This is a genomic window from Halalkalibacter oceani (genome assembly GCF_040544555.1).
In the GTDB taxonomy this organism is placed as follows: domain Bacteria; phylum Bacillota; class Bacilli; order Bacillales; family Bacillaceae_D; genus Halalkalibacter; species Halalkalibacter oceani.
The window spans coordinates 62,797-84,013 of sequence record NZ_JBEPKD010000005.1 but is presented as its reverse complement, the minus strand read 5'-3'; the positions used below and the strand labels follow the sequence as shown (position 1 = coordinate 84,013).

The 21,217-nt window shown below is 30.8% G+C and carries 26 protein-coding genes; all 26 read left to right on the top strand.

Translation table 11 applies throughout. The features are described 5' to 3' along the window. Positions 1–20: 20 nt before the first annotated feature. The 26 genes from ABMB67_RS08205 to ABMB67_RS08080 all read left to right on the top strand — a co-directional run bounded on the left by ABMB67_RS08205 (position 21) and on the right by ABMB67_RS08080 (position 21,184). Complete coding sequence (locus ABMB67_RS08205) at positions 21–431, top strand: helix-turn-helix domain-containing protein (RefSeq protein WP_354571730.1); 411 nt, start codon at positions 21–23, stop codon at positions 429–431. 80 nt (positions 432–511) lie between these two features. Then, positions 512–745 carry a hypothetical protein gene (locus tag ABMB67_RS08200; RefSeq protein WP_354571729.1) on the top strand — a complete coding sequence of 78 codons (234 nt, stop codon included), beginning with the start codon at positions 512–514 and terminating at the stop codon, positions 743–745. Further along, positions 678–1,214: a hypothetical protein gene (locus ABMB67_RS08195; protein ID WP_354571728.1), complete on the top strand. Its 537-nt coding sequence runs from the start codon at positions 678–680 to the stop codon at positions 1,212–1,214. Before ABMB67_RS08200 ends, ABMB67_RS08195 begins: the two co-directional genes overlap by 68 nt. 155 nt (positions 1,215–1,369) lie before the next feature. Next, positions 1,370–2,329, top strand: coding sequence for a hypothetical protein (locus ABMB67_RS08190; protein WP_354571727.1), 960 nt, complete (start codon positions 1,370–1,372; stop codon positions 2,327–2,329). A 13-nt stretch (positions 2,330–2,342) separates the two neighbouring features. Further along, positions 2,343–4,556 (top strand): FtsK/SpoIIIE domain-containing protein, encoded by a 2,214-nt coding sequence (locus ABMB67_RS08185; protein ID WP_354571726.1) that lies wholly within the window; start codon positions 2,343–2,345, stop codon positions 4,554–4,556. 148 nt (positions 4,557–4,704) lie between these two features. Continuing rightward, positions 4,705–6,894: an AAA family ATPase gene (locus ABMB67_RS08180; protein ID WP_354571820.1), complete on the top strand. Its 2,190-nt coding sequence runs from the start codon at positions 4,705–4,707 to the stop codon at positions 6,892–6,894. A 42-nt stretch (positions 6,895–6,936) separates the two neighbouring features. After that, positions 6,937–7,605, top strand: a complete 669-nt coding sequence (locus ABMB67_RS08175) for a hypothetical protein (RefSeq protein WP_354571725.1) — start codon at positions 6,937–6,939, stop codon at positions 7,603–7,605. A gap of 301 nt (positions 7,606–7,906) precedes the next feature. Further along, complete coding sequence (locus ABMB67_RS08170) at positions 7,907–9,679, top strand: ATP-dependent helicase (RefSeq protein ID WP_354571724.1); 1,773 nt, start codon at positions 7,907–7,909, stop codon at positions 9,677–9,679. A 1,783-nt stretch (positions 9,680–11,462) separates the two neighbouring features. Further along, positions 11,463–12,596 carry a hypothetical protein gene (locus ABMB67_RS08165; protein ID WP_354571723.1) on the top strand — a complete coding sequence of 378 codons (1,134 nt, stop codon included), beginning with the start codon at positions 11,463–11,465 and terminating at the stop codon, positions 12,594–12,596. Between the two features lie 175 nt (positions 12,597–12,771). Beyond that, on the top strand, positions 12,772–12,990 hold the full coding sequence (locus tag ABMB67_RS08160; protein ID WP_354571722.1) for a hypothetical protein: 219 nt from the start codon (positions 12,772–12,774) through the stop codon (positions 12,988–12,990). 29 nt (positions 12,991–13,019) lie between these two features. Beyond that, positions 13,020–13,172: a hypothetical protein gene (locus ABMB67_RS08155; RefSeq protein WP_354571721.1), complete on the top strand. Its 153-nt coding sequence runs from the start codon at positions 13,020–13,022 to the stop codon at positions 13,170–13,172. Positions 13,173–13,365: 193 nt separating this feature from the next. Next, the gene (locus ABMB67_RS08150; protein WP_354571720.1) at positions 13,366–13,995 is read left to right on the top strand and encodes a hypothetical protein; all 630 of its coding nucleotides are present in this window, start codon (positions 13,366–13,368) and stop codon (positions 13,993–13,995) included. An 863-nt stretch (positions 13,996–14,858) separates the two neighbouring features. After that, on the top strand, positions 14,859–15,527 hold the full coding sequence (locus ABMB67_RS08145; protein ID WP_354571719.1) for a hypothetical protein: 669 nt from the start codon (positions 14,859–14,861) through the stop codon (positions 15,525–15,527). Positions 15,528–15,544: 17 nt separating this feature from the next. Continuing rightward, positions 15,545–15,778: a hypothetical protein gene (locus ABMB67_RS08140; RefSeq protein WP_354571718.1), complete on the top strand. Its 234-nt coding sequence runs from the start codon at positions 15,545–15,547 to the stop codon at positions 15,776–15,778. Positions 15,779–15,828: 50 nt separating this feature from the next. Next, positions 15,829–16,041 (top strand): hypothetical protein, encoded by a 213-nt coding sequence (locus ABMB67_RS08135; protein ID WP_354571717.1) that lies wholly within the window; start codon positions 15,829–15,831, stop codon positions 16,039–16,041. A gap of 50 nt (positions 16,042–16,091) precedes the next feature. After that, on the top strand, positions 16,092–16,268 hold the full coding sequence (locus ABMB67_RS08130; protein WP_354571716.1) for a hypothetical protein: 177 nt from the start codon (positions 16,092–16,094) through the stop codon (positions 16,266–16,268). A gap of 38 nt (positions 16,269–16,306) precedes the next feature. Further along, on the top strand, positions 16,307–16,513 hold the full coding sequence (locus ABMB67_RS08125) for a hypothetical protein (protein ID WP_354571715.1): 207 nt from the start codon (positions 16,307–16,309) through the stop codon (positions 16,511–16,513). A 21-nt stretch (positions 16,514–16,534) separates the two neighbouring features. Continuing rightward, complete coding sequence (locus tag ABMB67_RS08120) at positions 16,535–16,699, top strand: hypothetical protein (RefSeq protein WP_354571714.1); 165 nt, start codon at positions 16,535–16,537, stop codon at positions 16,697–16,699. Between the two features lie 118 nt (positions 16,700–16,817). Further along, positions 16,818–16,994: a hypothetical protein gene (locus tag ABMB67_RS08115; RefSeq protein ID WP_354571713.1), complete on the top strand. Its 177-nt coding sequence runs from the start codon at positions 16,818–16,820 to the stop codon at positions 16,992–16,994. A 152-nt stretch (positions 16,995–17,146) separates the two neighbouring features. After that, positions 17,147–17,332, top strand: a complete 186-nt coding sequence (locus ABMB67_RS08110; protein WP_354571712.1) for a hypothetical protein — start codon at positions 17,147–17,149, stop codon at positions 17,330–17,332. Positions 17,333–17,469: 137 nt separating this feature from the next. Beyond that, on the top strand, positions 17,470–17,694 hold the full coding sequence (locus ABMB67_RS08105) for a hypothetical protein (protein WP_354571711.1): 225 nt from the start codon (positions 17,470–17,472) through the stop codon (positions 17,692–17,694). Positions 17,695–17,838: 144 nt separating this feature from the next. After that, complete coding sequence (locus ABMB67_RS08100) at positions 17,839–19,989, top strand: hypothetical protein (RefSeq protein ID WP_354571710.1); 2,151 nt, start codon at positions 17,839–17,841, stop codon at positions 19,987–19,989. 46 nt (positions 19,990–20,035) lie between these two features. Beyond that, on the top strand, positions 20,036–20,209 hold the full coding sequence (locus ABMB67_RS08095; protein WP_354571709.1) for a hypothetical protein: 174 nt from the start codon (positions 20,036–20,038) through the stop codon (positions 20,207–20,209). A gap of 34 nt (positions 20,210–20,243) precedes the next feature. After that, entirely contained in the window at positions 20,244–20,555 is a 312-nt protein-coding gene (locus ABMB67_RS08090) for a hypothetical protein (RefSeq protein WP_354571708.1), read from the top strand. 123 nt (positions 20,556–20,678) lie between these two features. Beyond that, positions 20,679–20,792, top strand: coding sequence for a Rho termination factor N-terminal domain-containing protein (locus tag ABMB67_RS08085; protein ID WP_354571707.1), 114 nt, complete (start codon positions 20,679–20,681; stop codon positions 20,790–20,792). Between the two features lie 152 nt (positions 20,793–20,944). Next, positions 20,945–21,184 carry a hypothetical protein gene (locus ABMB67_RS08080; protein WP_354571706.1) on the top strand — a complete coding sequence of 80 codons (240 nt, stop codon included), beginning with the start codon at positions 20,945–20,947 and terminating at the stop codon, positions 21,182–21,184. Positions 21,185–21,217 lie beyond the last annotated feature (33 nt).

Genomic DNA, 21,217 nt, shown 5'->3' with positions numbered 1-21,217 from the left:
TAAATACGGAGGGGTTATTCATGAAGGAAATAAAAATCTCACTTAGAGACGAAACTTACGAGGAACTTGTAAAAGTCGTGAATTACTACAATTATAAAAATGAATTGCTAAAGATTGGTGAGGAACCAGTCTTAATTGAAAACTTCATAAAGGGATCAGTTGTCAAACAATTGGCTGAGATCCACACTCTCTTCAATTATGATGTCGTAAACCAAAATGAAATTGAACAAGGTGTAATTAAAAACCGCTTTAAAGAGTTACTTGTAAATTCAGAAGCAAAGCAAAAAGATCTTGCTGAAATAACAAAGATTGACCCATCAACATTAAATTTGATTTTAAATAATAAATCTCAAATGTCTTTAGATAATTTTTTGAGGATATGGACAGCATTCAACAATCCACCCATAAGGAGAGTTCTTTATAGGGAGTAAATTTTTTCGATTTAATTTGTAATAGTACAAATTTTCTCATGAATACACTTTAGTAAGCAAACAAAAATGAGGTGAAAAAATTGACTACAACAATATTAGGTATCGGGTGGTTAGCAATTAAGGCAGGATTAGTTGTGAGCACGAGTATTGGTTTGATTTCAGGCTTGCAAAAACATCATGATTTCAAACTAAGTAAGAAAGAAAGTAAATCACTTGATTTTAAAAGAAGTAGAGGAGGAAAGAGAAATGTCTATACAGGTGAACATGCAAGCGAAGTCCTTGAAGAGCTACGTCAAGTACAAGAAGCCAAATAAGGTTATAACAATTAGTGACAGAAACTCAAATCAACTAAGTTTTTTAGTGGATCAACTAAGAAAGGAGGTGAAAAAGCTACCAAACAGCAAACAAAAAATATTGGAAAACACCATTCCACTGCTCCTATCAACCACAGCAATTACAAAACCAATCAAAGCCAGTGCAGAAGAGAAATCAGTGGCAGAAATAACAGGTCTACCCACCTCGACAGAATTAATGGAAGTAGTCAAAATGCTAATAGACTATTCAGTAATAATTGGAATAGGGATCGGGGCTTTGGTTCTTCTTATAACTCGACTTTATTACTATCATCCAAACGAGAAATATCACAAAAAAGCAATGGAATCAGCATCAAATTCAATCAAAGGGATGACACAAATACTAATAACGCCCACCGTAATCATCATTTTACTAACTGTGGCAAAATTATTGTTGGGAGGATTGCCGAACTTTCAACTTCCCTTATAAATAAATATAAAAAAATAATCATCCCTGTTTCTGTGTTTTCCATGTCATTTATACTACTTAATTGTGAAAAAGCTTTTGCTCACACTAAATACAAGTCACCAGCTCAAATAATTTGGGATTTGAGCAAAAATGATGAGGGATTAGAGAAGGGGCTAATGATCGGAGAGCGTATAAAAGATCAATTAGATCTATGGGATGAAATTGGAAGCAAATTGAATCAGTTTTTTGATTGGATTGCTGATTTAAATTCAAAAATTGCTGTAGCTAGTATTGATTTGCTTGGCTGGTGTTACGAAGCTATTTCAAGCATCGTACTACAAATACCTCCATTTATCTTTACTAATGATTATTTTAGGGAAAACATAATGATTTTTTCGGGAGTATCAATAGGATTGGTGACAATAGGATTTATCTTAAATTCGGTAAAGCTTATGTTTAATCGACAGCAGAAAGCAGATAATTTTTCAGATATCGTAAAACGATTTGCGATTGTAATCGTAGGAATGGGATTTTCTCCATTTATTCTTGAAAAAGTCTTTTATTATGTCAGTCAACTATCTAGGTTAATCACTAAATTAGGTTATAGTGGCATGTCTACTTCTTCTGATTTGCCAGCTTCAACTCTGTCAGGACTAGATACATTAGCTTTCATTGGTTTTGACGTTTTATTGATTGGAACTTTAATACCTGTTGCTTTACAAAACGGTCGAAGATATTTTGACTTGTTTGTTTTAAGCGCCCTTACGCCTCTTGCACTGTCATCTTGGATATTTACCGATACAAAAAAATACTTTTTTATGTGGTATGAGAACATTAAAGATATTTGTATTGTTCAACTCACTTATGCTCTATTTATAACTTTTATAGGATTATTTATTTTTCTTACTAGGGGGACTTCCAGTGGATGGGAAGCTATTTTTCGCATAATTATCGTAGCAGGTGGTTTCTGGCGTATGAGCCATCCTCCAAGATTCATCAAGAACTTGGCTTCTACTTCAGAAAAAGGGATAAATGAGATGTTAAAAGGATATAGAGCTATGTTTACATTAAAGTCTCTTAATTTATCTACACCCGCTGGTTGGGTAAAGCTAGCTGGTAAAAAACTTCTTAGGTAAAGGAGAGGACATTGTGCTAAATAAAATATTGTCAAATTTTATAAATGTGAACGACGAAGAAAAATATTCATATGGTTATTTCATGATTAAAGATCATGAAAAGCTATTTGATAATCACTACTTAGAAATGGCACATGTGTCAGTTATATGGGAAATTAATAAACACGAAAGCAAGTCTTACCTTCATGCTCCTTATTTCTGGAAAAACAGAGGATTGAGTGAAGTTGTAAACGGAGTTAATATTAATGCTGCCAACTGGATTCGATTGAAATTGAAAGAAGACTCGCTCTTTCCGATAGGTGTAGAAGATGGTCTTTCACTCATTTCTCCTTTGCTTAGTAATCTCCATGTTTTTGATCCCAATGATAAAATAATAATTAAATTAATGATTAAAAAAAGGAGTGGGGCATGGAGAGATACTGAGATAGAAAAATATGAGCACTTTATCACCGGAAATGAGTTGGCGATAGAAAGTGGTTTTTATCGGTCAATTTGGAACATATTAAACCTTAAAGCAAAATCTAAGATTAGAAGTCCTATAAAAGAAATTGAGCAGAAAATAATTGATGATCAATATAGTTTTGAATGTATGATAGGTATCGATAGCAACAACAATAGCCAAATAAAATTAATTAAAGACTTAATAAAATATTCGTGCAAAAAACTGTCAGGAATGAACTGTTTTTTCATAGAAGAAATTAAAAGTGGTTCATCAATATTTTATGAAAAACAATATTTGAGCAGAAATGAGATAAATTCGTTCTTGGCTTACGACAATACAATAGAACTCACAAAAGATATAATTGAAGAAGGGAGGCACAAAGAAAAGGAGGGTGTTAATGCCGCAAACAATATATTTGATCTATTGCCAATGAACAATAATAAAAGTATAAATAATGAATATAGAGATATTTCTCTACAAATACCAAAAACATTAAAAAGAATAGGTGTAATTAAAAGTGAAAAAGATATGAAATTAGATCATGAAATGGATGGTCTTAGTTTTATTAGGTGTCAGTACTTCATACCAAAAGACTTAGTTTATTCAAAAATTATTGCAAAAAAGGAAGATGTTCAGGTGTCACTTGGAGTATCTTCACTGTCAATTGAACAAGGTGATAAACCTGACACCATTGGGTTTTTAATTGCCAAACAAAACAAGAATGCGATTTATCTCAGTGAAGTATTATCTGATAAAAAGACACAAAATTCTCTCATAGAGTTGGAAATTCCTTTCTTTGTCGGACTCGATTCATTTGGTAAACCGATATTTCGTTGTTTGACTTCTTTAACCCATCTTCTTATAGCTGGTGAGACAGGAGGAGGAAAATCCAATTTTTTAAATCAAGCTATTTTAACAATGCTCCTTTTTGTTCCACCTAGTCGCCTTAATCTTTATCTTATTGACCCAAAACAAGTAGAACTAGTACAGTTTAAAGAATTTCCTCACGTTAATTCAGTAATTACAGATCCAAAAGAGGCATCGTTAAAGATGGAGAATGAGGTTATTCAAGAAATGGAAAAAAGATATGAATTATTTAAAAAGAGAGGTGCTAAAGACATCAAGAGTTATAATCAAAAAAATCCCCATGATCCTCTTCCATATATCGTAATCATAATTGATGAATTCGCAGATTTAAAGATGGCTAATCCCCAAATAGTTGACAGTATTCAAAAAATAAGTCAAAAAGCAAGGGCTTCTGGAATCCATTTAATAATAGCTACTCAGCAGCCAAATAAAAATATTGTTGATACCATAATTAAAGACAATATTCCATCTAAGATTAGTTTCAGATTATCAACCTCTTCTGGATACAGAACAGTTTTTGGAACAGGTGTTCCATTTGAATTATTGGGTAGTGGGCATGGAGTCATGAAGTTAAAAGGTCAAATCAAACCATTTGAGCAATTTCAAAGTGCGGTAATTTCTTTAAATGCTAATGAGGAAGAAAAAACATATAAAAAAATTATCTCATATGTAAAATCGAATCGGTATTTAAATCCGAAAGTAGTAGAAGAAAGTCCATTGGATAAAATTAAACGCATTATCGCTAGCACAGGGGAAGTAAGAGCGAGAAAATTAAGAGAAGAGATGAGAACAAGACCAGAAGTAATAAAGGAATTAATGCATCAGTTAATTGAAGATAGATGGCTGATAAAGCATGAAGGGAATAGGGGATATGAATTAATAGCAAGCAAAGAAGAGTTAAACAAATGGAGGAGTTAATTTGCTCCTCCAATACAAATAAAAAATAATTATAATTTATTGACTATTGGTAGATTAAGTGATATGATTCGAAGTAAAAGGAGGATAGTGATAAGGATAAATAAAATAAATTAAAATATATAAAGGAGTTGATTATAGTTTGGAAGAAGTGATCAAAATAAAAGCGGTGGTTGATCATAAAAGGTTTTATAATGAAGAGAGTTCATGGGGTGTTTATGGATTCACACCCATTGAGAAAAGAAATGACATTATTACTGATAAATTCAATACTTTTGTAGTCAGTGGGAATACTTTTGAATTAATTGAAGGTAAAGAGTACGATCTTGAGATTGAATCAACATTTCATCCTAAATACGGAAAAGGGTATGGATTTGTTTCTGTAAAACAGGAAAAACCCACGACAGCAAGTTCTCAGCAAGAATATATAAGAGCTTTATTGCCAGAATCTCAAGCTAATGCGATTATCCAAAAATACCCAAATGAAAAAATATTAGACATGATGAAAGAGGATACATTTGATTATACAGACATACATGGCATTGGTGAAAAAAGGTATAAAAAAATCAGGAGTTATTTATTAGCAAATTTAGATATGCAAGATGCCATTACGGAACTAAAAGACCTAAATATTAATTTTAAGGCAATGAAAAAGCTAGTGGATCATTTTGGCAGTCCGGAGCTGGTAGTGCAAAAAGTAAAAGATAATATTTATTCCTTGTGTGAAGTTAAGATGTTCGGTTTTAAAAAAGTAGATGGGTATGCCATGAATAGAGGAGATGCTAAGGATAATCCCAATCGGATTCAAGCTGCCATCATCTTTATATTGAAGAGTGAGGAGCAAGAAGGTCATACATGGATGACAAAGTTTGATCTAGTTGAAAAGATGAAGGAATTGCTAGAGATTGAGCGTTCTATTATAGAAGTACATATTCAAGCATTAGATAAGAGGTATTTTTATCAAGATGAAAATAGGGTAGCTAATAGATATACATTTGATACTGAAAAAGAAATTAAGTTGAGATTAGAGAGAATTCTTAAAGTTGAAAGCAAACTAAATATAGAAGAAATCAATAATAAAATTAAAGAAATAGAAAGCGAACAAGGTTTTTCTTTTTCTGAAGAGCAAATGGAAGCTATTAAACTGTCATTAAAATACAATGTGCTAATAATTGATGGTAAAGCAGGAACGGGAAAGAGTACCGTTTTAAAAGGGATTATAAAAATTCATAATCAATACAATCATGTTGCATGTGCATTAAGCGGGAAAGCGTCAAATATCTTGGTGAAAAACGGATTAAATGGAATGACACTACACCGTACGCTTGGAACTGATGGAGTTAAGTTTAAATACAATGAAGAGAATAAATTACCATACCACATTACCGCCTTAGATGAGAGTGGAATGGTAAATATTTATCTTTTTAATAGCCTAGTTAAAGCAATTAAAGAAGGCTATAAATTATTTATTTTAGGCGATATTGGGCAGCTTGCTTCCATTGGAGCTGGAGCAGTATTTAGAGATCTAATAGATAGTGGTAAAATCCCTCGTATAGAATTAACTCAAGTTCAAAGGCAAGCCAAAAAATCTGGCATTCTATCAAAAGCAAATGAGATACGAGAAGGCAATCAAATTCTCCAGAGTGATGAATTTGGCAAGCATGTTTTTGGTGAATTAGAGGACTTTTATGTGTATGGATTGAAAAATAAAGGAGGAATACTTCCTCTTGTTATTGATATTGCCAAAAAACTAAAAGGGAAGAGTATTGATGATTTTCAAGTTATTACCGGCAGAAAAAAAGGTGGGGATATTTCAGTCACTCAATTAAATAAAACATTACAGGGAATCTTTAACGATACTAGCCAAAAAGGTGTGAAGAAAGGTGAGTATACTTATTATATTAATGATAAAATAATTCAATGTGGAAACAATTACGAAGCTGGAGAAGATGGCGAGATAAGTGTATTCAATGGTACAATTGGTAAAATTATTGATATACAAGAGACATATATCAAAGGAAATAAAAAGCATGAAGTATACATTCAATTTGAAGGGATTGATAGGGTAATTAAGTATACTGAGGAGGAACTAGACCAAATTGAATTGGCTTATGCTATTAGCGTACATAGATCACAAGGATCAACTATAAAAAATGTTCTATTTGTATTTGATTATTCTTCGTATAAACTTCTAAGTAGACAATTTGTTTATACTGGTCCTACTCGTGCAAGCAAATGGTGTATGATGATTTGTGAATTAAGTGCTTTACGCTATGCCATAAATACTGACGTAAGTCATGAGCGCAGGACATTTTTAGGTGAAATGTTTCAAAATAAATAAAATAAAATAAATTAAAATTAATAAAAAGAAAGGAGGGGGCTGGTGTCAGATAAGGTGTTTAAACTGCAGCTCCTTACAGAAGAAGTGGTAAGGAATCCTGCTCTGAAATCTAGCGCCTTCCTGCTGTTCGCTAAATTATGTGAACTTTACGGAAGGTGTAAATCCGAATTGTTAGAAGTGAATCATACCGCCTTAAAGAACTATTTATCTGTCTCAGATAATCGCAGTTTAAAACTAATTTTCAATAATATGTATGAAAATAAGTTAATTCTAAATGAAATAAAGTCTTTTCCAAAGAAAAAGGCTTTGCAAGTTCATATCAATAAAGAAATGACAACTCTACATAGTAAGAATTATTTTACCCAAGTTGATATAAGACTTTTAGACAAAAGAATAGTCGATCAAATTGGAAGTGTAGGAGTTAGGTTGATTTATTATTATGAATCAAGAATAAACCGATTAGAATTATATAAAGATCGCTGCTATGCTTCCATATCAACTATTTCACAAGAAACTGGGATTTCTAAAAATACAATCATGAAATACAACGAAATACTTAAAAAGAATAAGTTGATTAGAATAAAAAAACATAAGTTGGAACATGCGGGATGGGAGAAAGATGGAAACATGATTGATTATGTTCAGTATGCAAATCATACTTATGTTAAGTTGGAGAATATAACCAAATTAATAGGGGATTCAGACACATAAAATATGGCTCAAGAAGCCTTATAAATCAGCGTATCGCAATTTATACCAGATAGTGTTCAAAAAGTACCAGATACGAATCAAATAGTACCAGATGAAAATCAAAAGTTACTAGGTTGCGTATCAATTAATACGGTATAAATTGCGATCTAAAAAGAGGTTTTAATATATATAGATACAGATAATATATACAAGTAATAGATACAAGAGATATATACATTCTAAATTGGTCGCGCTAACGCTTGACCAATTTCAAAAAACAACAGCTTAAAAATAAATTAAATTAAATAAAGGAGATAATAATTTGAATTTTAATGAACAGCAAATTGAAGCAATCAATGTTTACGAAGGCGCATATGGAATTGTAGCTGGGGCAGGATCAGGGAAAACTACAGTATTGATAAATAGGATTAAAAATCTGATTGATAATCATAAGGTTGATCAGAAAGAAATCTTATCAATTAGCTTTACACGTAATACTGCAGATGAATTAAAAGCAAAATTAAATAAAATGGGGTTTAGAGACGTTAATGTTGGTACATTCCATTCCATTTGTGGGAAGATTCTTTCTAATGAAGGATATAATCTAAGCTCCAACCTAATTAAGCCATATGAAATTGAGAATTGTCATAGAGCTATTGATTCTGAATGTAACTATGAAGATATTGCAAGCTACATTTCTTATCAAAAATGCTACATGAGAAGTGAGAAAGATGAATTTGTATTTAAGGAGAGTGATTACCCAGAAGATAAATTACGGTCTTTCTATAAAAATTATGAGGAATACAAAAAGAAGCACAATAAATATGATTTCGATGATTACTTAATTATGTGCTATGACTTACTCAAAAAATTAAGTGGTAAATATACATATGACTTTGTATTAGTCGATGAACATCAGGACTCTAATTTAGTACAAAACCTTCTCTTGAAGGAATTATGTAAGTCAGGCAACATTTATTGTGTATTTGATCCAAATCAAGCGATCTATAAATTTCGTGGGGGAAACCCCGAATACTGCATGAATTTTGAGAAAGATTGGCAAAATGCTAAGACAATAAACTTGTTCACAAATTATCGATCCTCTCAAGCAATTGTTGAAAGAGCGAATCAGTTTATCCGAGAGTATTGTAAGGATTATAAACACTATAAAGATGCAGAGGCATTTAGAAGTGATGAAGGACAAATTTCCATTTTGACTTATGGGAGCAGAGAAGAAGAAGCCTTTGATGTTTGTGATAAAGTAGAACAATTATTAAGAGATGGTGTGGAGCCTCAAGAGATTGGAATCTTGTATAGAGTAAATTCTCATTCTGGATATGTAGAAGGAGAGTTAAAAAGAAGGGATATTCCTTATGATATCTCAAATAAGAGCAGCTTCTTTAAACGTAAAGAGATCGTTGGGATTATGTCATATCTTAGATTAATTCAAGATCCACATGATGATAATGCTTTTGAGACAATTTATAAGATTAAGACTAAGCCATTAAAATACATGAGTAATCAATTACTCAATAGCATTAAAGTAAATGCCGGAGCAAATAATCAATCTTTATATGAGTCATTTATTAATTTCCGTTTTCCAAAAGACTTCCAAAATAGAAGCGCAAGAGAGTTTGGTGAAATCATGAATAAGCTAATCTTGCAAAAATCAAAGAATGTTCCATTGGAAAAATTAATTGATAATATTATTAAGTCATTTCAATTTATTGCCTTTATTCAAGATAAGTATCCAAGTGAAGAGGAAGTCAAGGAGAGAATTGATTCATTGAATACCTTGAAATCGTTTATTAAGAGCAACACTCTTGAGTCGTTCATTGATTATGTATATATGAGCGAAGAGAAGAAAAAGGTAAAAGAAAAATGTGTGAAAATGATGTCAGTACATAGCAGCAAGGGATTGGAATTCAAACATACATTTGTTATTGGAGTAGAGGATAGCAAGTTTCCACATAGCAAAAGTGATTTAGTCGAAGAGGCGAGATTATTTTATGTGGCAGTAACAAGAGCTAAGGATTGCTTATATCTAAGTCAGATTGGTGAAAATAATCGCTTTATTATGGAGTATAGTAGGTAAATGTAGAGAATAATTTATGGAATGGGTAGTGATTATACTATCCATTTTTATTTTGGTGTAAAATAACCCCCCTCTTTCTGTAGATTATGTTAAATTAACATGATTTAGAAATTTAAAGAGTGGTGAGGGTAAAACTATTCGGAAGGAGTCTTGAGTAAAATTATAAAGGAGTTGAGACATATAATTCTGGGTAGAATTGATTGTGAAAGAGAAACAGAATAATATACACCAAGAAAAAATATAGTCAAGGATTTTAAGAGATATGTGAATCCTTTATATGGTAAGGTGTGAAGTGTACTGATTAATTTAACAAATTAGAGAACGATTCAAATAAGTGGGTAAATAGATGAAATTCTATGGGAAACTCGTTAATACTTCATTTTTTACATCTTTTCATAGTTGACTTTTTACGCCTGAATCAAAAAGATTACTATATATAGTGTGATTCAAAAAAAAGGGAGTACAAAATATTGAATAAGGGTAGAATTATGTGGTAAGCTTACCCATGAAAATAAGAGAAAGGGGTGAGGCTATGGGAGATACAATGTCATTGCTTACATTATTGTTTACAGGAGGCTTGTTTATGATTGGACTCTTGAATCTTGTTTTGAAAATGACAAAAAAGTAGCTTACCAGTTTTTAACTAAACTAATAAGCTACGGGTCAGTTTTGATGTTATGGTGGCACATGCGATCAAAACTGAAGGTGTTTCTGAACGCTAGAAAGCGTAAGTAAACTAAAGTAACCGAATGTTACATTTTGTAACTAGATTTATAGTACCATATTTAAAAAATTAGCGAAAGGATTAGCTAACACTTTTAGAATATTACATCAATGTCCTTTCGCTGTATCGAAAAGTGTCAGAGTATTTTAGTGGAAGTGGTGAATTAAGTGATTATGAAGGAATAAATTGAAGGTGATACATATAATTTAATGAATAATTGGGAGAGCAGAAAAGTGTGATCGAAAAAGTGGGGATTAAGGGGTGAAAACATAGATGGGATAAGGGTTATAAGGTGATTAGACAGGTGAGAATATCGAAAAGAGTTGATGTAGTAGGGGTTGTAGGGTGATTAGAGACAAAATTGAGTGAAAATGAGGAAAATTGAGTGAGTAAAAATGGCGAGATGAAGGGGAAATTTCGATGTGAGTTCGAGTGTAGATTCAGGTGAAATTGTGAGGTAGGGAGTGTGAGGGGAGTCGAGTTTAAAAATTGAGTGAGTGGAGGAGTGGATGTGTTCTAGCAAAATATGGAAATTATGGTAGTTTTTTGGATGTTTATTAGCCCCCTCCTTTGTTAAAATATAGCCAAAAAACAGCGTAAAATAAGGATATAATATGTGTTATATCCCACTTTGAAGCATTCAATTATTATATTCAGTTTTAATCTATTGTATTTCCAATTATATCCTAGTCTAGTATTCCACTTATATCCAATATGAAACCGTGCCAGCCAATACCACATAGACCACCGCTGAAACAATTGTTTTATAATATCGAACAGAATAACAGGGCGGCAATTCTTTAAGTGTTCATATTGTATATATACGATATACACACTTACCTTTCCTTCGACTTATCCACTTTATCCACACACTAATGTTAATAACTTCCCATCTAATTCATTTAATTTATTATATTTTTCACAAGTCAATCATATTTACAATTATCCGAAATTATAGTATAATGTATATTGATCCATATTATTTATTTTAATTTTATTTATCAACTAACTACCCACATCTTTCCACTAGCTAAAACTAAAAGGAGGAATTTCATATAAATGTCAACTAATCCAATTGAACCACCTAATCCCATCATTTCCACATCACACATAAAAGAAGGTGATACATTTAAAAATTATAAGCACCTTTGTGAAGCCTTATCCATTCCAATTGAAGCAGGAAATTCAAAAAAGGCTCAACTTAAAGAATTAGAACGCTATTTTAAATATACTAAAAAAGGGCATTCTTTCATTATAACTCACATATATAAAATACCGCTTCCAGCCAATAATAATAAAACTAAATATATATCAACTATTCAAAGGTTAATCTTAGACAAAATCATTCACAATAGTAATAATGGTTACTTATTTATCACAAGAAATAACCTTCTTCAAGAATTAAGGATGATAAATCAAAATTATATAAAAGCTAAATATAAACAATTAAGACTATCCAAACATCTCGACATATCATTAGATGAAATAAAAGATTTCTACTCAACATCTGACGACTTACTCAAAAGAAATATAGAATCTGCCTTAAATAGTTTGGAATCACAATTTTTAATTGATTGGACTAAAACAACGACAGTATGCCTTATAGATACAGAAGCTAAATATAATGAATATAATCAGATAAAAGCTGAACAACTAATAAACGTTAATGAGTATGGAGAAGAAACGCAAACCTTCAAAGGGTCTAACGTAAAAACAAATACATATATAAGAAAGGCAACAGAAGAAGAAAGGGAGAATATCAAACTAATTGAAAAGGAAGTAGCCTTAAAATATAATTGCAATAGTGAAAGAGATATTTTTATTAGAGGAATACAAGATCAATTTTACAGAGAGGTTAATTCAATTTTATTTGATAAATTCAATATCTATCGTTACTTTAAGTCTTATGAAATAGTTGCAAATAATAAATATATTACCAATAAGTGGAAAGAATTAAATAGCTTCAAATTAGATTCAAAGGAGAAAGAGTATTCATTTCAAACAGTTAATAAGGGTATAAAGAATAGAATTAATGAAAACAGTTTATCAAGGCATAAAAAAGCCAATACTAATAGCGATAAAATGAAAATGAGAATGAAGGAAGATTATATAAATAATACTAGAAAATTAAATAATATACTTATTGACAGTAAAGCAAAACAGCTACCTAATGATTTTAACAAATATAATTAAATTAAAAATTTGAACATATCTTCTTATATAGACTATTACTTATTATGGGAAATGTGTTCAAATTTTTTTCTCAAATAAACAAAATAAATTAAATTATATATTGACAATATACTACTTATAGTATAATATTATAAGTAACAACAACATACTATTTTTAGAAAAGAGGTTGCATACAATGTCAATCACATTTAAGGAATTTACCCTAAACTTAATCGAAACAGCTTTACTTAATGAAAATCAACCTTCATACACCATCAAAGAAATAAAAGAACTAGTTAATTCAGCAGTAGAAAATTACGAGTTTGAATATAATACTACTGTCAATATTTCATCTGATATTATGTCAGATATTGAACAATTGTTAGTCAGTATGAATATTGAATTAATAAAATAAATAAAATTTATGATAAGGAGTTGTCAGATATGAGTATGAAAAAACTACGCGCAGAATGGGTTAAACAAGGCTTATCATCACATGAAATGGAACATTTAAGCCGCTATTACAAAGAATGCGAAAAATGCAAAGAAGCCTATAGTCTTGTTTCACACGTTAAAGATTGCAATTGTAATAAATAAGTCGTCTGTGCGACTATAAACCGCATTAAGCGCAGAGCGTTCCCAGTTAGCAGGCTGGGAGGTTGTCCAAGAAACTTCATAAATAAATTCAATAAAATTAAAATTAAAATAATTCTTTACCTTCTTTTAATCTTACTATATAATATAAAGTGAATATAATATTATAAACGTATTATAAATAGGAGGTAATAAATTGTTACAATATACTTTATCCCAATTAAACTCGAAAATGCTTACCGAATTGCAATCAATAGCAAGAAGCCTCCATCTAAGAAGATACACACAACTGGAACGAGAGGAACTAATAAAATTAATCTACTCTAAAAATCCCAGCGCATTTACCCATGACATAACCTACATTTACAATGAACATTTAAAAATGTATTCTATTACATGGGCAAACTATTTAGACTTAACCACTCACGAACTAACGCATTCTATCGTTTCATCTATATCCAATAAAAAAACCTACATTAAAACGCACAATAAAAAAGAAGTAAAAGCCTTATATCGTGCTGGCTTTCGTATTTCAGGAAGAGAAAACCTTTCCGAAGCTGATACACTTGAATATGCAAAAAATAAAGCAGTCACAATGTTAGCCAATACAAACAAATATAATAAAATTGACTTATCAATTAATAATGATATGTATACTCATAAAATTGCCGACAATCACTATATAATCAAAGTCGGTGCTATGTCTCACAATGTAGAAACAGACAGCGAAGGCAATCTAATATTCACTTTTAATAAAGGAGCAAAAAGCCAATATATAAACAACAAAGGTTATTTGGCTATAAAAATAAAAGGGGACATCGCATAAAAATAATTAAACAAAATAAAAATAAACATATACAAATATATACTGCATATGATATAATTAATTTATCAAATAAAAGGAGGTGAATAAGAATGTGAATATGACGGAAGTTGTAAAGGTTGAGCTAGTATTGTGGATAGGCTTGCTACTATCGGTACTTAACATCATAGACAAACTACACATACTTACTAAGCGATACAAAAAGCCAAAACCACAAAAAAGAGTCATCACCATTCGCATAATTCCTGAACGTAAGCGTCGCACACGCCGAACAAGAGGAAAACGAATGAATGATAACTCTTAGCAGTAAAAGGGTAGGGGAAGTCAGTAAGATTCCCTTATCCTTACCAACCTTTACACTTCATTATATATCACATTCTAATAATAAATGCAAACTATGCGTAAATATTTAGATTATGGCTTCCTTATCTTCGCTGCCCTATATCTTTTGTTCCGCTTATCCTATGACGCAACAACAGCCTTTGTTTATATAGTTGACATTCTCATAATCATTGCAGCAGCTTTAACACTTTTCAACTTCACAAAGACAGTGAGTAAAAGCAATAAATAGCCGTAAGAAACGGCTATACATATATAAAATAAATTAAATTATTTTTAATCTTTTTATTGACTTTATACTACTTTCGATATAATATTATAAGTAAGATAAGTTAATGGAGAGGGGTATAAAAAATGAAAATTACCTACTTAGATAAACTAAAAGAAAATAATCAATTAAAATATTTAGGTTTTTGTTATTAAAGAGGATACCTTTCGCTTTCGTATCAATCAAAGAAGGTAAGGTTATCGCACTTAAAAAATTCAGCACGTAATAAATTCAATTAAATTAAAAGGAGCTAATAAAAATGATTAAAACACAAACGTTCAGCCAGCTTTCACAATACGAGCAAATTGATTTACTATCTGATCTTTTCGCTGAATCAATTTTCACTCTAGGCTGTATTCCATTCCCACAACTTAGCAACGATCAGCAAGAAGCAGCAATTAAGCTCTTCCATTCCGAAATGTCCAGCAAAAAAATTGAATTAAATAATAAACTCATTGAAGCAATTGGAGTCGCCAATCTTCTACACTTGGCGACAGCTTGCAAACGTTACGGCTATACTGTAATCAATGAAACGCCGCTGCAACCCGTTCAAGAGGCTTTAAGCGCTCACGAAGGGGAAAAGGTAACGATTATAAAACTATCTGATTTCGGCTTCCCTGTGGCTATTCAGACCACTTTAAAATCATCAGCTATTGAATCATATGCACAATATGAAAACACTTTAAAAATCATCCATAAGCCTAAACGTAAACGCACATATTATAGCAACCGTATCATGGAATCTGATCAGCTAATTGTCGTGAACGGATGGATCAACCTAAATGAATCATTAACACATAGCACACTCACACAAAACGAACAGCTTACTGTAAAGCAGTCAAAATATAGCAGTTTTGATAAACAGTATTTAAGCGATATTTTAGATAGTTTAAATAAAAATAATTTAATTATAAAATTTAACTTATGAAATGGGAGATGTGAGAAATGTCATATACTTACACTAACGAAGATATTATAAATTACCTTAATTCATACGCTTTTGAAAATGTTATCTTTCTAAAAACTGAAAATGGAAACCTGTATTTTTCAGCCTTTGACACAGATCACGAAGAAAAATGCATAGTTGAAATCTTACAGGAAGCAGAAGATAAAATTTTAGTAAGTATAAAGCATGAAAGTAGTCAGCATTTTAACATTTTCGCTGTATTAACTGAATAACTTTTTATTGAATGTAAGGAAATTAAAAATATTAATCGGAGGAATGTAAAATGATAAGAATTTTTGATATGCAATTGAATAAATGGACAGATCACACTTTAGATAGCTTATGTGAAATTCATTTGTTGGATGATAAACAAGACCCAGATTTCGAAGAGTATTACAAAAAAGATTATGAAGATTACTATTCAGGTAAATGGACTATTGATAAGAAAATTGATTATGTAGAAAATAGAGGTTACGAAGTGGAAATAGTTAAATAAATCATTAGTTTTATGTAATAAACAAAATTAAAAATATGGAGTGGTTAATTATGTTAAATAAAAATATTAAAGTATTAAAAAATTCATTTTGTGATTTATTAGAAGGTTGTCACGGTCGAATCAAAGCAGTAGAAAAACATAATAATCAAGAATATTATTTAGTTCAATTAGATGCAAATTATTATGGCAAAGTGTACTTAAAAGATAATGAATTTCAACTAATATAAAACAATCGTTTTATCATTAATAATAGGAGTGATTTACAATGATAATGAGTATAGATGAATTTATCAGCCGACAAGATGAATTTGAAGGACGTAAGATTAGATTTAAGGTAGAAATGAAAAATGGAAGTATTAAACATTTTGAAAGAGTTGTAAATGATAAATTCTGTAATCCAAATGGAGAAAATTTCAATGTACTGGAAGTTGAGATTTTAGAATATGTTGGGATTATTTCACTATTTAAATAATAAAAAATGGAGTGATAAATAATGAAATTTAAATTACATGATAAAGTAATACGAAAAGGTGATCCATCTATTATTGGTTATATTACAGAGGTAAACTATTTAGGGGAAAAAGATTTAGTTTTGGTTCGCTTTGATGGAGGGGAGTGTTTTGTAGATGTAAATGATATAGAATTCTGTCAAGAATAATAAGATAAAACAGTGATTTTAAAACAAAATAAATTAAATTAATACTTGAATTTCGTTAGATGAACATGTAATATAATAAGTAAGAAAACAAATAAAAAATATTTGGAGGTTGCTACATATGACAATGGAACAAAGAAAATTATGGCATGAAGGTCGAAAATTATGGCAGGAATACGTAAATGTTAACGGCTATGGATTTACTTTCAATGATGAAGGAATTCAGAAATTATCAAGACGGTTAGATTTAAACAAGGCATATTTAAAAGAAAGATTAACAATTTACTTAGATAATTAACCAGCCTAATAAGCTGGTTTCTCCTTCTCTTCATCTTAATAAAATACGCTTTTTAAACAGCAAATAAAATAAATTAAATAAATATATTGACATTATACTACATTTGATATAAACTTAAGATAGTTAATAAATAACTATTAGGAGGAATCAAAATGCCGGTATATAATTTAAATGTAGTTATCACATTAGTTAGTTCTTATAAAAACAACGAAGATTATGTTTTATGGATTGATACAGAAAGCAGAATGTGGGAAACAATCAACGGAGTAAACAAAGAAATCAAAGATACATACGAAAGAAGGAAGTATGAAAAGTTGTTTCTTGGTTTCACTCTCTAACGTTAGAGAGTGAAACCCTAATATTAATTTAAAAAAACAACTGTTTTTATAAATTGAATTAAATTATTGTATTGACAATATACCACTTCTGATATAAAATTAAGGTAGTTAATAAATAACTATTAGGAGGTTATATTATGAAAACCTGGGAAACGGCATTAGTAATTGTAAATGAAGTGGAATTTGACCATAGTCTACACGCTTTTGAAGTTTACGACAAGAAAGAAAACTTTTTGGGATTAATCACACCAGCGACAATCGAAGATATGGAGCAAATTATCAAAGACTTGGACAATGGAAGTTGTCCAATTAATGAAATGTGGGAAGATGGAAACGGTAATGTATGTAACATGGAAGGGTAGGAGAATCAGCTGAATAGCTGACTCTCCTTGTCATAAAATCAACATTTTAAAAACAAAACAAATTAAATTATATTATTGACATTATATCAAATGTAGTATAAGATAAAGATAGTTAATAAACAGCTTTCGAAAGGATGATAAACAATGCTAACAGTGAAAAAAGAGTATGGACAATATTTAGTAAGTGGTGAAGGGATTCAAGCGGTTATTTCTTATTTTGAAGGTAGCGACAGTTCAGTAAAAGGAAAGGGAGCAAGAAAACATAAAACTGAAATTATTGAAGCTGTTAGTCTGTTTTTACAAAAAGAACATGAGGCGGCTTTTAATGCAAAAGAAGCTGAGCGAAAACAAAAAAGAGATTCCTTCCTTCAATCTGCTACATATAAAAACATTGATTTATTATCCCTTTATAAAGTTGAATTTTATTACTATGACGAATATCATTCGCATTGGATTGAATATTATAGTTATCTCACAGGCTGCGAATTACTAAACGATAACAGAGTAATCAAAGCAGAACTAGCAGAGTTTAATAATACCGATATTTTTGCAATAGGAAGTCATGGCGATTTTAAGCGTAAGGAGTTAATTGATAACAGAATTTTTATTGCTAGTAACATTCCCTATGTTACAGGGTTGGCGCTTAAAGAAATGCTCTTAAATGGTTTTAAGACATACGGTAATGTTAGACTAGTAAAAGATGTTGAACTGCGTTCCATTCAACAATATGGACAAAGCGATAGAACTGCTATGATACTTTTTGATACTACATCAATCAAAGATCAGTTAAGCATGAAAGAGCGTTACAATATTGAAATGGAACGAGCAAGAGAAACCGTAGATGAGCCGAGACAAAAAGAATTATATACAAAAGAAGGGAAAAGAATTGCGTTTGCATGGTTTGCTTCCAAACCGTGTAGCATGAAAGAAGTTATATCCAAGGAATTAGCAACATATGACAGATATGTTGTAGAAGAATCTATTTCAGTTGATAAAGAATCATTCGATTTATTTTTATCAAATTTAGACATGCAAACATTAAATACAGAATTCAAGGGTGGGACAAATAGCACATTTGAAGTCAACGAAGACATTGAAAATATGTGGGAATTGTCAGAAGAAGATCAGACACGTTGGGCAAATGAATCATATAGAGTAGTATTAGAAGTGATTAACACTGAAACAAACGAAACATTGTTAATTGATCCGCAAGGCTATGACTACGCTCGTTATATCGCTGTCAAAGAAGGTTTTGAACCGACACCGGATAATAATCAATATAAAAATAATAAAAATAGTAGAGAAGGTAATTTTGATCCTTTAATTGATGAAGAAACCACCAATAACAGCGAAGAAGTAAAAGAGCAGACCAATGCTGCAACATACTATTTGAATGAAGAGAAAAACGGCATTGAAGTTTCATTTTCGGATAAGCCAAGCGAAGAAATCAGAGCACAACTAAAAGCGCATGGTTTTAGATGGTCACGAGCTAGAAAGATATGGTATGCAAAACAAAGTGAGGAACGTTTGGAGTTTGTGCAAACGCTTTGTAATAATACTCAACCAGAAGCGCATAACAGCGAAAGCGGAACAAGCCTAAACTTTCCTGACATTGAAATTGATGATATTGAAACATATACAATTGATCAACAGCTACAAGATAGAGAGCATGACAGTGCATGGGTATTCCGTAAACAGAAGCGCGACCATACGAAAGAAATTCAAGAAACGTTTTCACGCTATACTAATCAAGTTAAAGAGGTTATTTCTACAACAAGTAATAAAGCAACAATCTATTATTTAAAACGTGACTTACAACGTTTTAAAAAGAAATATTATGATGCTTATGTCAAATATCTAAGCTTCAAGGCAAACAATCCTTCATGGTTTGTCACTGGGGCAGCCGGAAGGAATAGACATAAAGATAGAAAAGCAGATGATAGACAGCATAAGTTAATGGGCGATTTAGTCCATTTAACAGAAGAGATCGAAAATAAAATTAATAAAACTGAATACAGAATTATTAATGAGAAGGATAGTAAGTTAAAGCAAGAAATTAAAAATACTGAAATTGATATTGAATTCCAAACAAAGAGAAAAGAAATTGAATACATGGGAATTAAAGATGATAGGCGTGTGTATATTCATGGTAATTATTGGATTTGTAAGTTGTGGGGATGCTTTAGAGTATTTAAAAATGGATATGAAATCCATTCCACAAAAACAACTGAAAAATTAGAAGACGCAAAAAAGTTTGTTGCCTTGCAAGTAAAGAAGGAAATGCAACCAGCGTGATCTATATAACAGCAGATTAAAAATCGAACTGGTGGAGGTTTTAAGCATGTATGAAGAATTAAAACAAAAAGTAAAGGATATTTGCAAACAGAACTATAAAAATAATTGCGGGCAATGTCCTTTGCGCCCTCAGTGCTGCCGTAACGTAGGAGCAGGAATAGAAGCACATAATAGATGGGTGAATGAATTAAATATTGAAGCCGAACAAATAAGCTTATAACAGCAAAGTATAAATAATACTGGAGGTTTTTAATATGAAAAATATCAAGGCATTCAGAAAATACAACAATGGCTCATGTTCCTATGAAGTCGTAGAAGTTAATACGAACACGGGAAATATTTTTAAATATAATTATAATATTGTAGACGGTTCACTCGTTCGTTTTAGCGAATGGGAAACAAGTATAACAGCTTTAAAATGGATTAGCCTGAAAAGTTATTTTAGACGCCTAAAAGAATTAGGCTTGAAAGAATTTGATTTGAACGAAATTAATTTACCAAGATTTAAACGAGAAAACTATTCACAGGAGCAATTGATCAATTTTGTTAGATTGGTTCGTAATTAACATTTCTATAACAGCATCTTTAAATTATCACTGGCATTTTAATAAAATTAATTAAATTATATATTGACATTATACTAGTAATGATATAAAATAAAATTAAAGATAAACAGGGAGGAAATAAAAATGAATAACAAAAAACTATCTAATATGACAATGAAAGAGCTTTATGAACTAGCGAAGGAAAAAGGAATTGCCGGACGATCAAAGATGAATAAAGTCCAATTATTAAAGCGTTAAAGCCTTCTCAAATTGAGCTTGCAAAAGATTTTTTAAAAAAGAAGAAAGATAAAAGTAGACTAGGAATGAATTTACAGTTTTTCGGACAGAACAAGAAGCATAGGAAGCTATAATAAAATAAACCTTTTATGAAAAAAATTGGAGGAATTGAAATGAAAATGAGCATAGATGAATTTGTTAACAGACAAAAAGAATTTGAGGGACATAAGGTTAGGTTTAAAGTTGAAATGAAAAACGGAAGTATTAGACATTTTGAGAGAATTGTAAATGATAAATTTTGTAATCCAAATGGAGAAATGTTTCAAGTGTTAGAGGTAGAAGTTTTAGAGTATGTTGGAATTACAACTTTGAAGGTTAGTGACAATGGAGAAATACACCTAAAAACTAATTAGGATAAAAGTAATATTTTAAGTTGGAAGGAGGAA

Bases quoted from the DNA above. Each gene is read 5' to 3' on its own strand.
- ABMB67_RS08130 (WP_354571716.1), top strand. From the start codon at position 16,092: ATGTTAAATAAAAATATTAAAGTATTAAAAAATTCATTTTGTGATTTA.
- ABMB67_RS08145 (WP_354571719.1), top strand. From the start codon at position 14,859: ATGATTAAAACACAAACGTTCAGCCAGCTTTCACAATACGAGCAAATT.
- ABMB67_RS08125 (WP_354571715.1), top strand. From the start codon at position 16,307: ATGATAATGAGTATAGATGAATTTATCAGCCGACAAGATGAATTTGAA.
- ABMB67_RS08190 (WP_354571727.1), top strand. From the start codon at position 1,370: ATGATCGGAGAGCGTATAAAAGATCAATTAGATCTATGGGATGAAATT.
- ABMB67_RS08110 (WP_354571712.1), top strand. From the start codon at position 17,147: ATGCCGGTATATAATTTAAATGTAGTTATCACATTAGTTAGTTCTTAT.
- ABMB67_RS08155 (WP_354571721.1), top strand. From the start codon at position 13,020: ATGAGTATGAAAAAACTACGCGCAGAATGGGTTAAACAAGGCTTATCA.
- ABMB67_RS08120 (WP_354571714.1), top strand. From the start codon at position 16,535: ATGAAATTTAAATTACATGATAAAGTAATACGAAAAGGTGATCCATCT.
- ABMB67_RS08095 (WP_354571709.1), top strand. From the start codon at position 20,036: ATGTATGAAGAATTAAAACAAAAAGTAAAGGATATTTGCAAACAGAAC.
- ABMB67_RS08085 (WP_354571707.1), top strand. From the start codon at position 20,679: ATGAATAACAAAAAACTATCTAATATGACAATGAAAGAGCTTTATGAA.
- ABMB67_RS08135 (WP_354571717.1), top strand. From the start codon at position 15,829: ATGATAAGAATTTTTGATATGCAATTGAATAAATGGACAGATCACACT.
- ABMB67_RS08165 (WP_354571723.1), top strand. From the start codon at position 11,463: ATGTCAACTAATCCAATTGAACCACCTAATCCCATCATTTCCACATCA.
- ABMB67_RS08160 (WP_354571722.1), top strand. From the start codon at position 12,772: ATGTCAATCACATTTAAGGAATTTACCCTAAACTTAATCGAAACAGCT.
- ABMB67_RS08195 (WP_354571728.1), top strand. From the start codon at position 678: ATGTCTATACAGGTGAACATGCAAGCGAAGTCCTTGAAGAGCTACGTC.
- ABMB67_RS08115 (WP_354571713.1), top strand. From the start codon at position 16,818: ATGACAATGGAACAAAGAAAATTATGGCATGAAGGTCGAAAATTATGG.
- ABMB67_RS08090 (WP_354571708.1), top strand. From the start codon at position 20,244: ATGAAAAATATCAAGGCATTCAGAAAATACAACAATGGCTCATGTTCC.
- ABMB67_RS08100 (WP_354571710.1), top strand. From the start codon at position 17,839: ATGCTAACAGTGAAAAAAGAGTATGGACAATATTTAGTAAGTGGTGAA.
- ABMB67_RS08140 (WP_354571718.1), top strand. From the start codon at position 15,545: ATGTCATATACTTACACTAACGAAGATATTATAAATTACCTTAATTCA.
- ABMB67_RS08105 (WP_354571711.1), top strand. From the start codon at position 17,470: ATGAAAACCTGGGAAACGGCATTAGTAATTGTAAATGAAGTGGAATTT.
- ABMB67_RS08080 (WP_354571706.1), top strand. From the start codon at position 20,945: ATGAAAATGAGCATAGATGAATTTGTTAACAGACAAAAAGAATTTGAG.
- ABMB67_RS08205 (WP_354571730.1), top strand. From the start codon at position 21: ATGAAGGAAATAAAAATCTCACTTAGAGACGAAACTTACGAGGAACTT.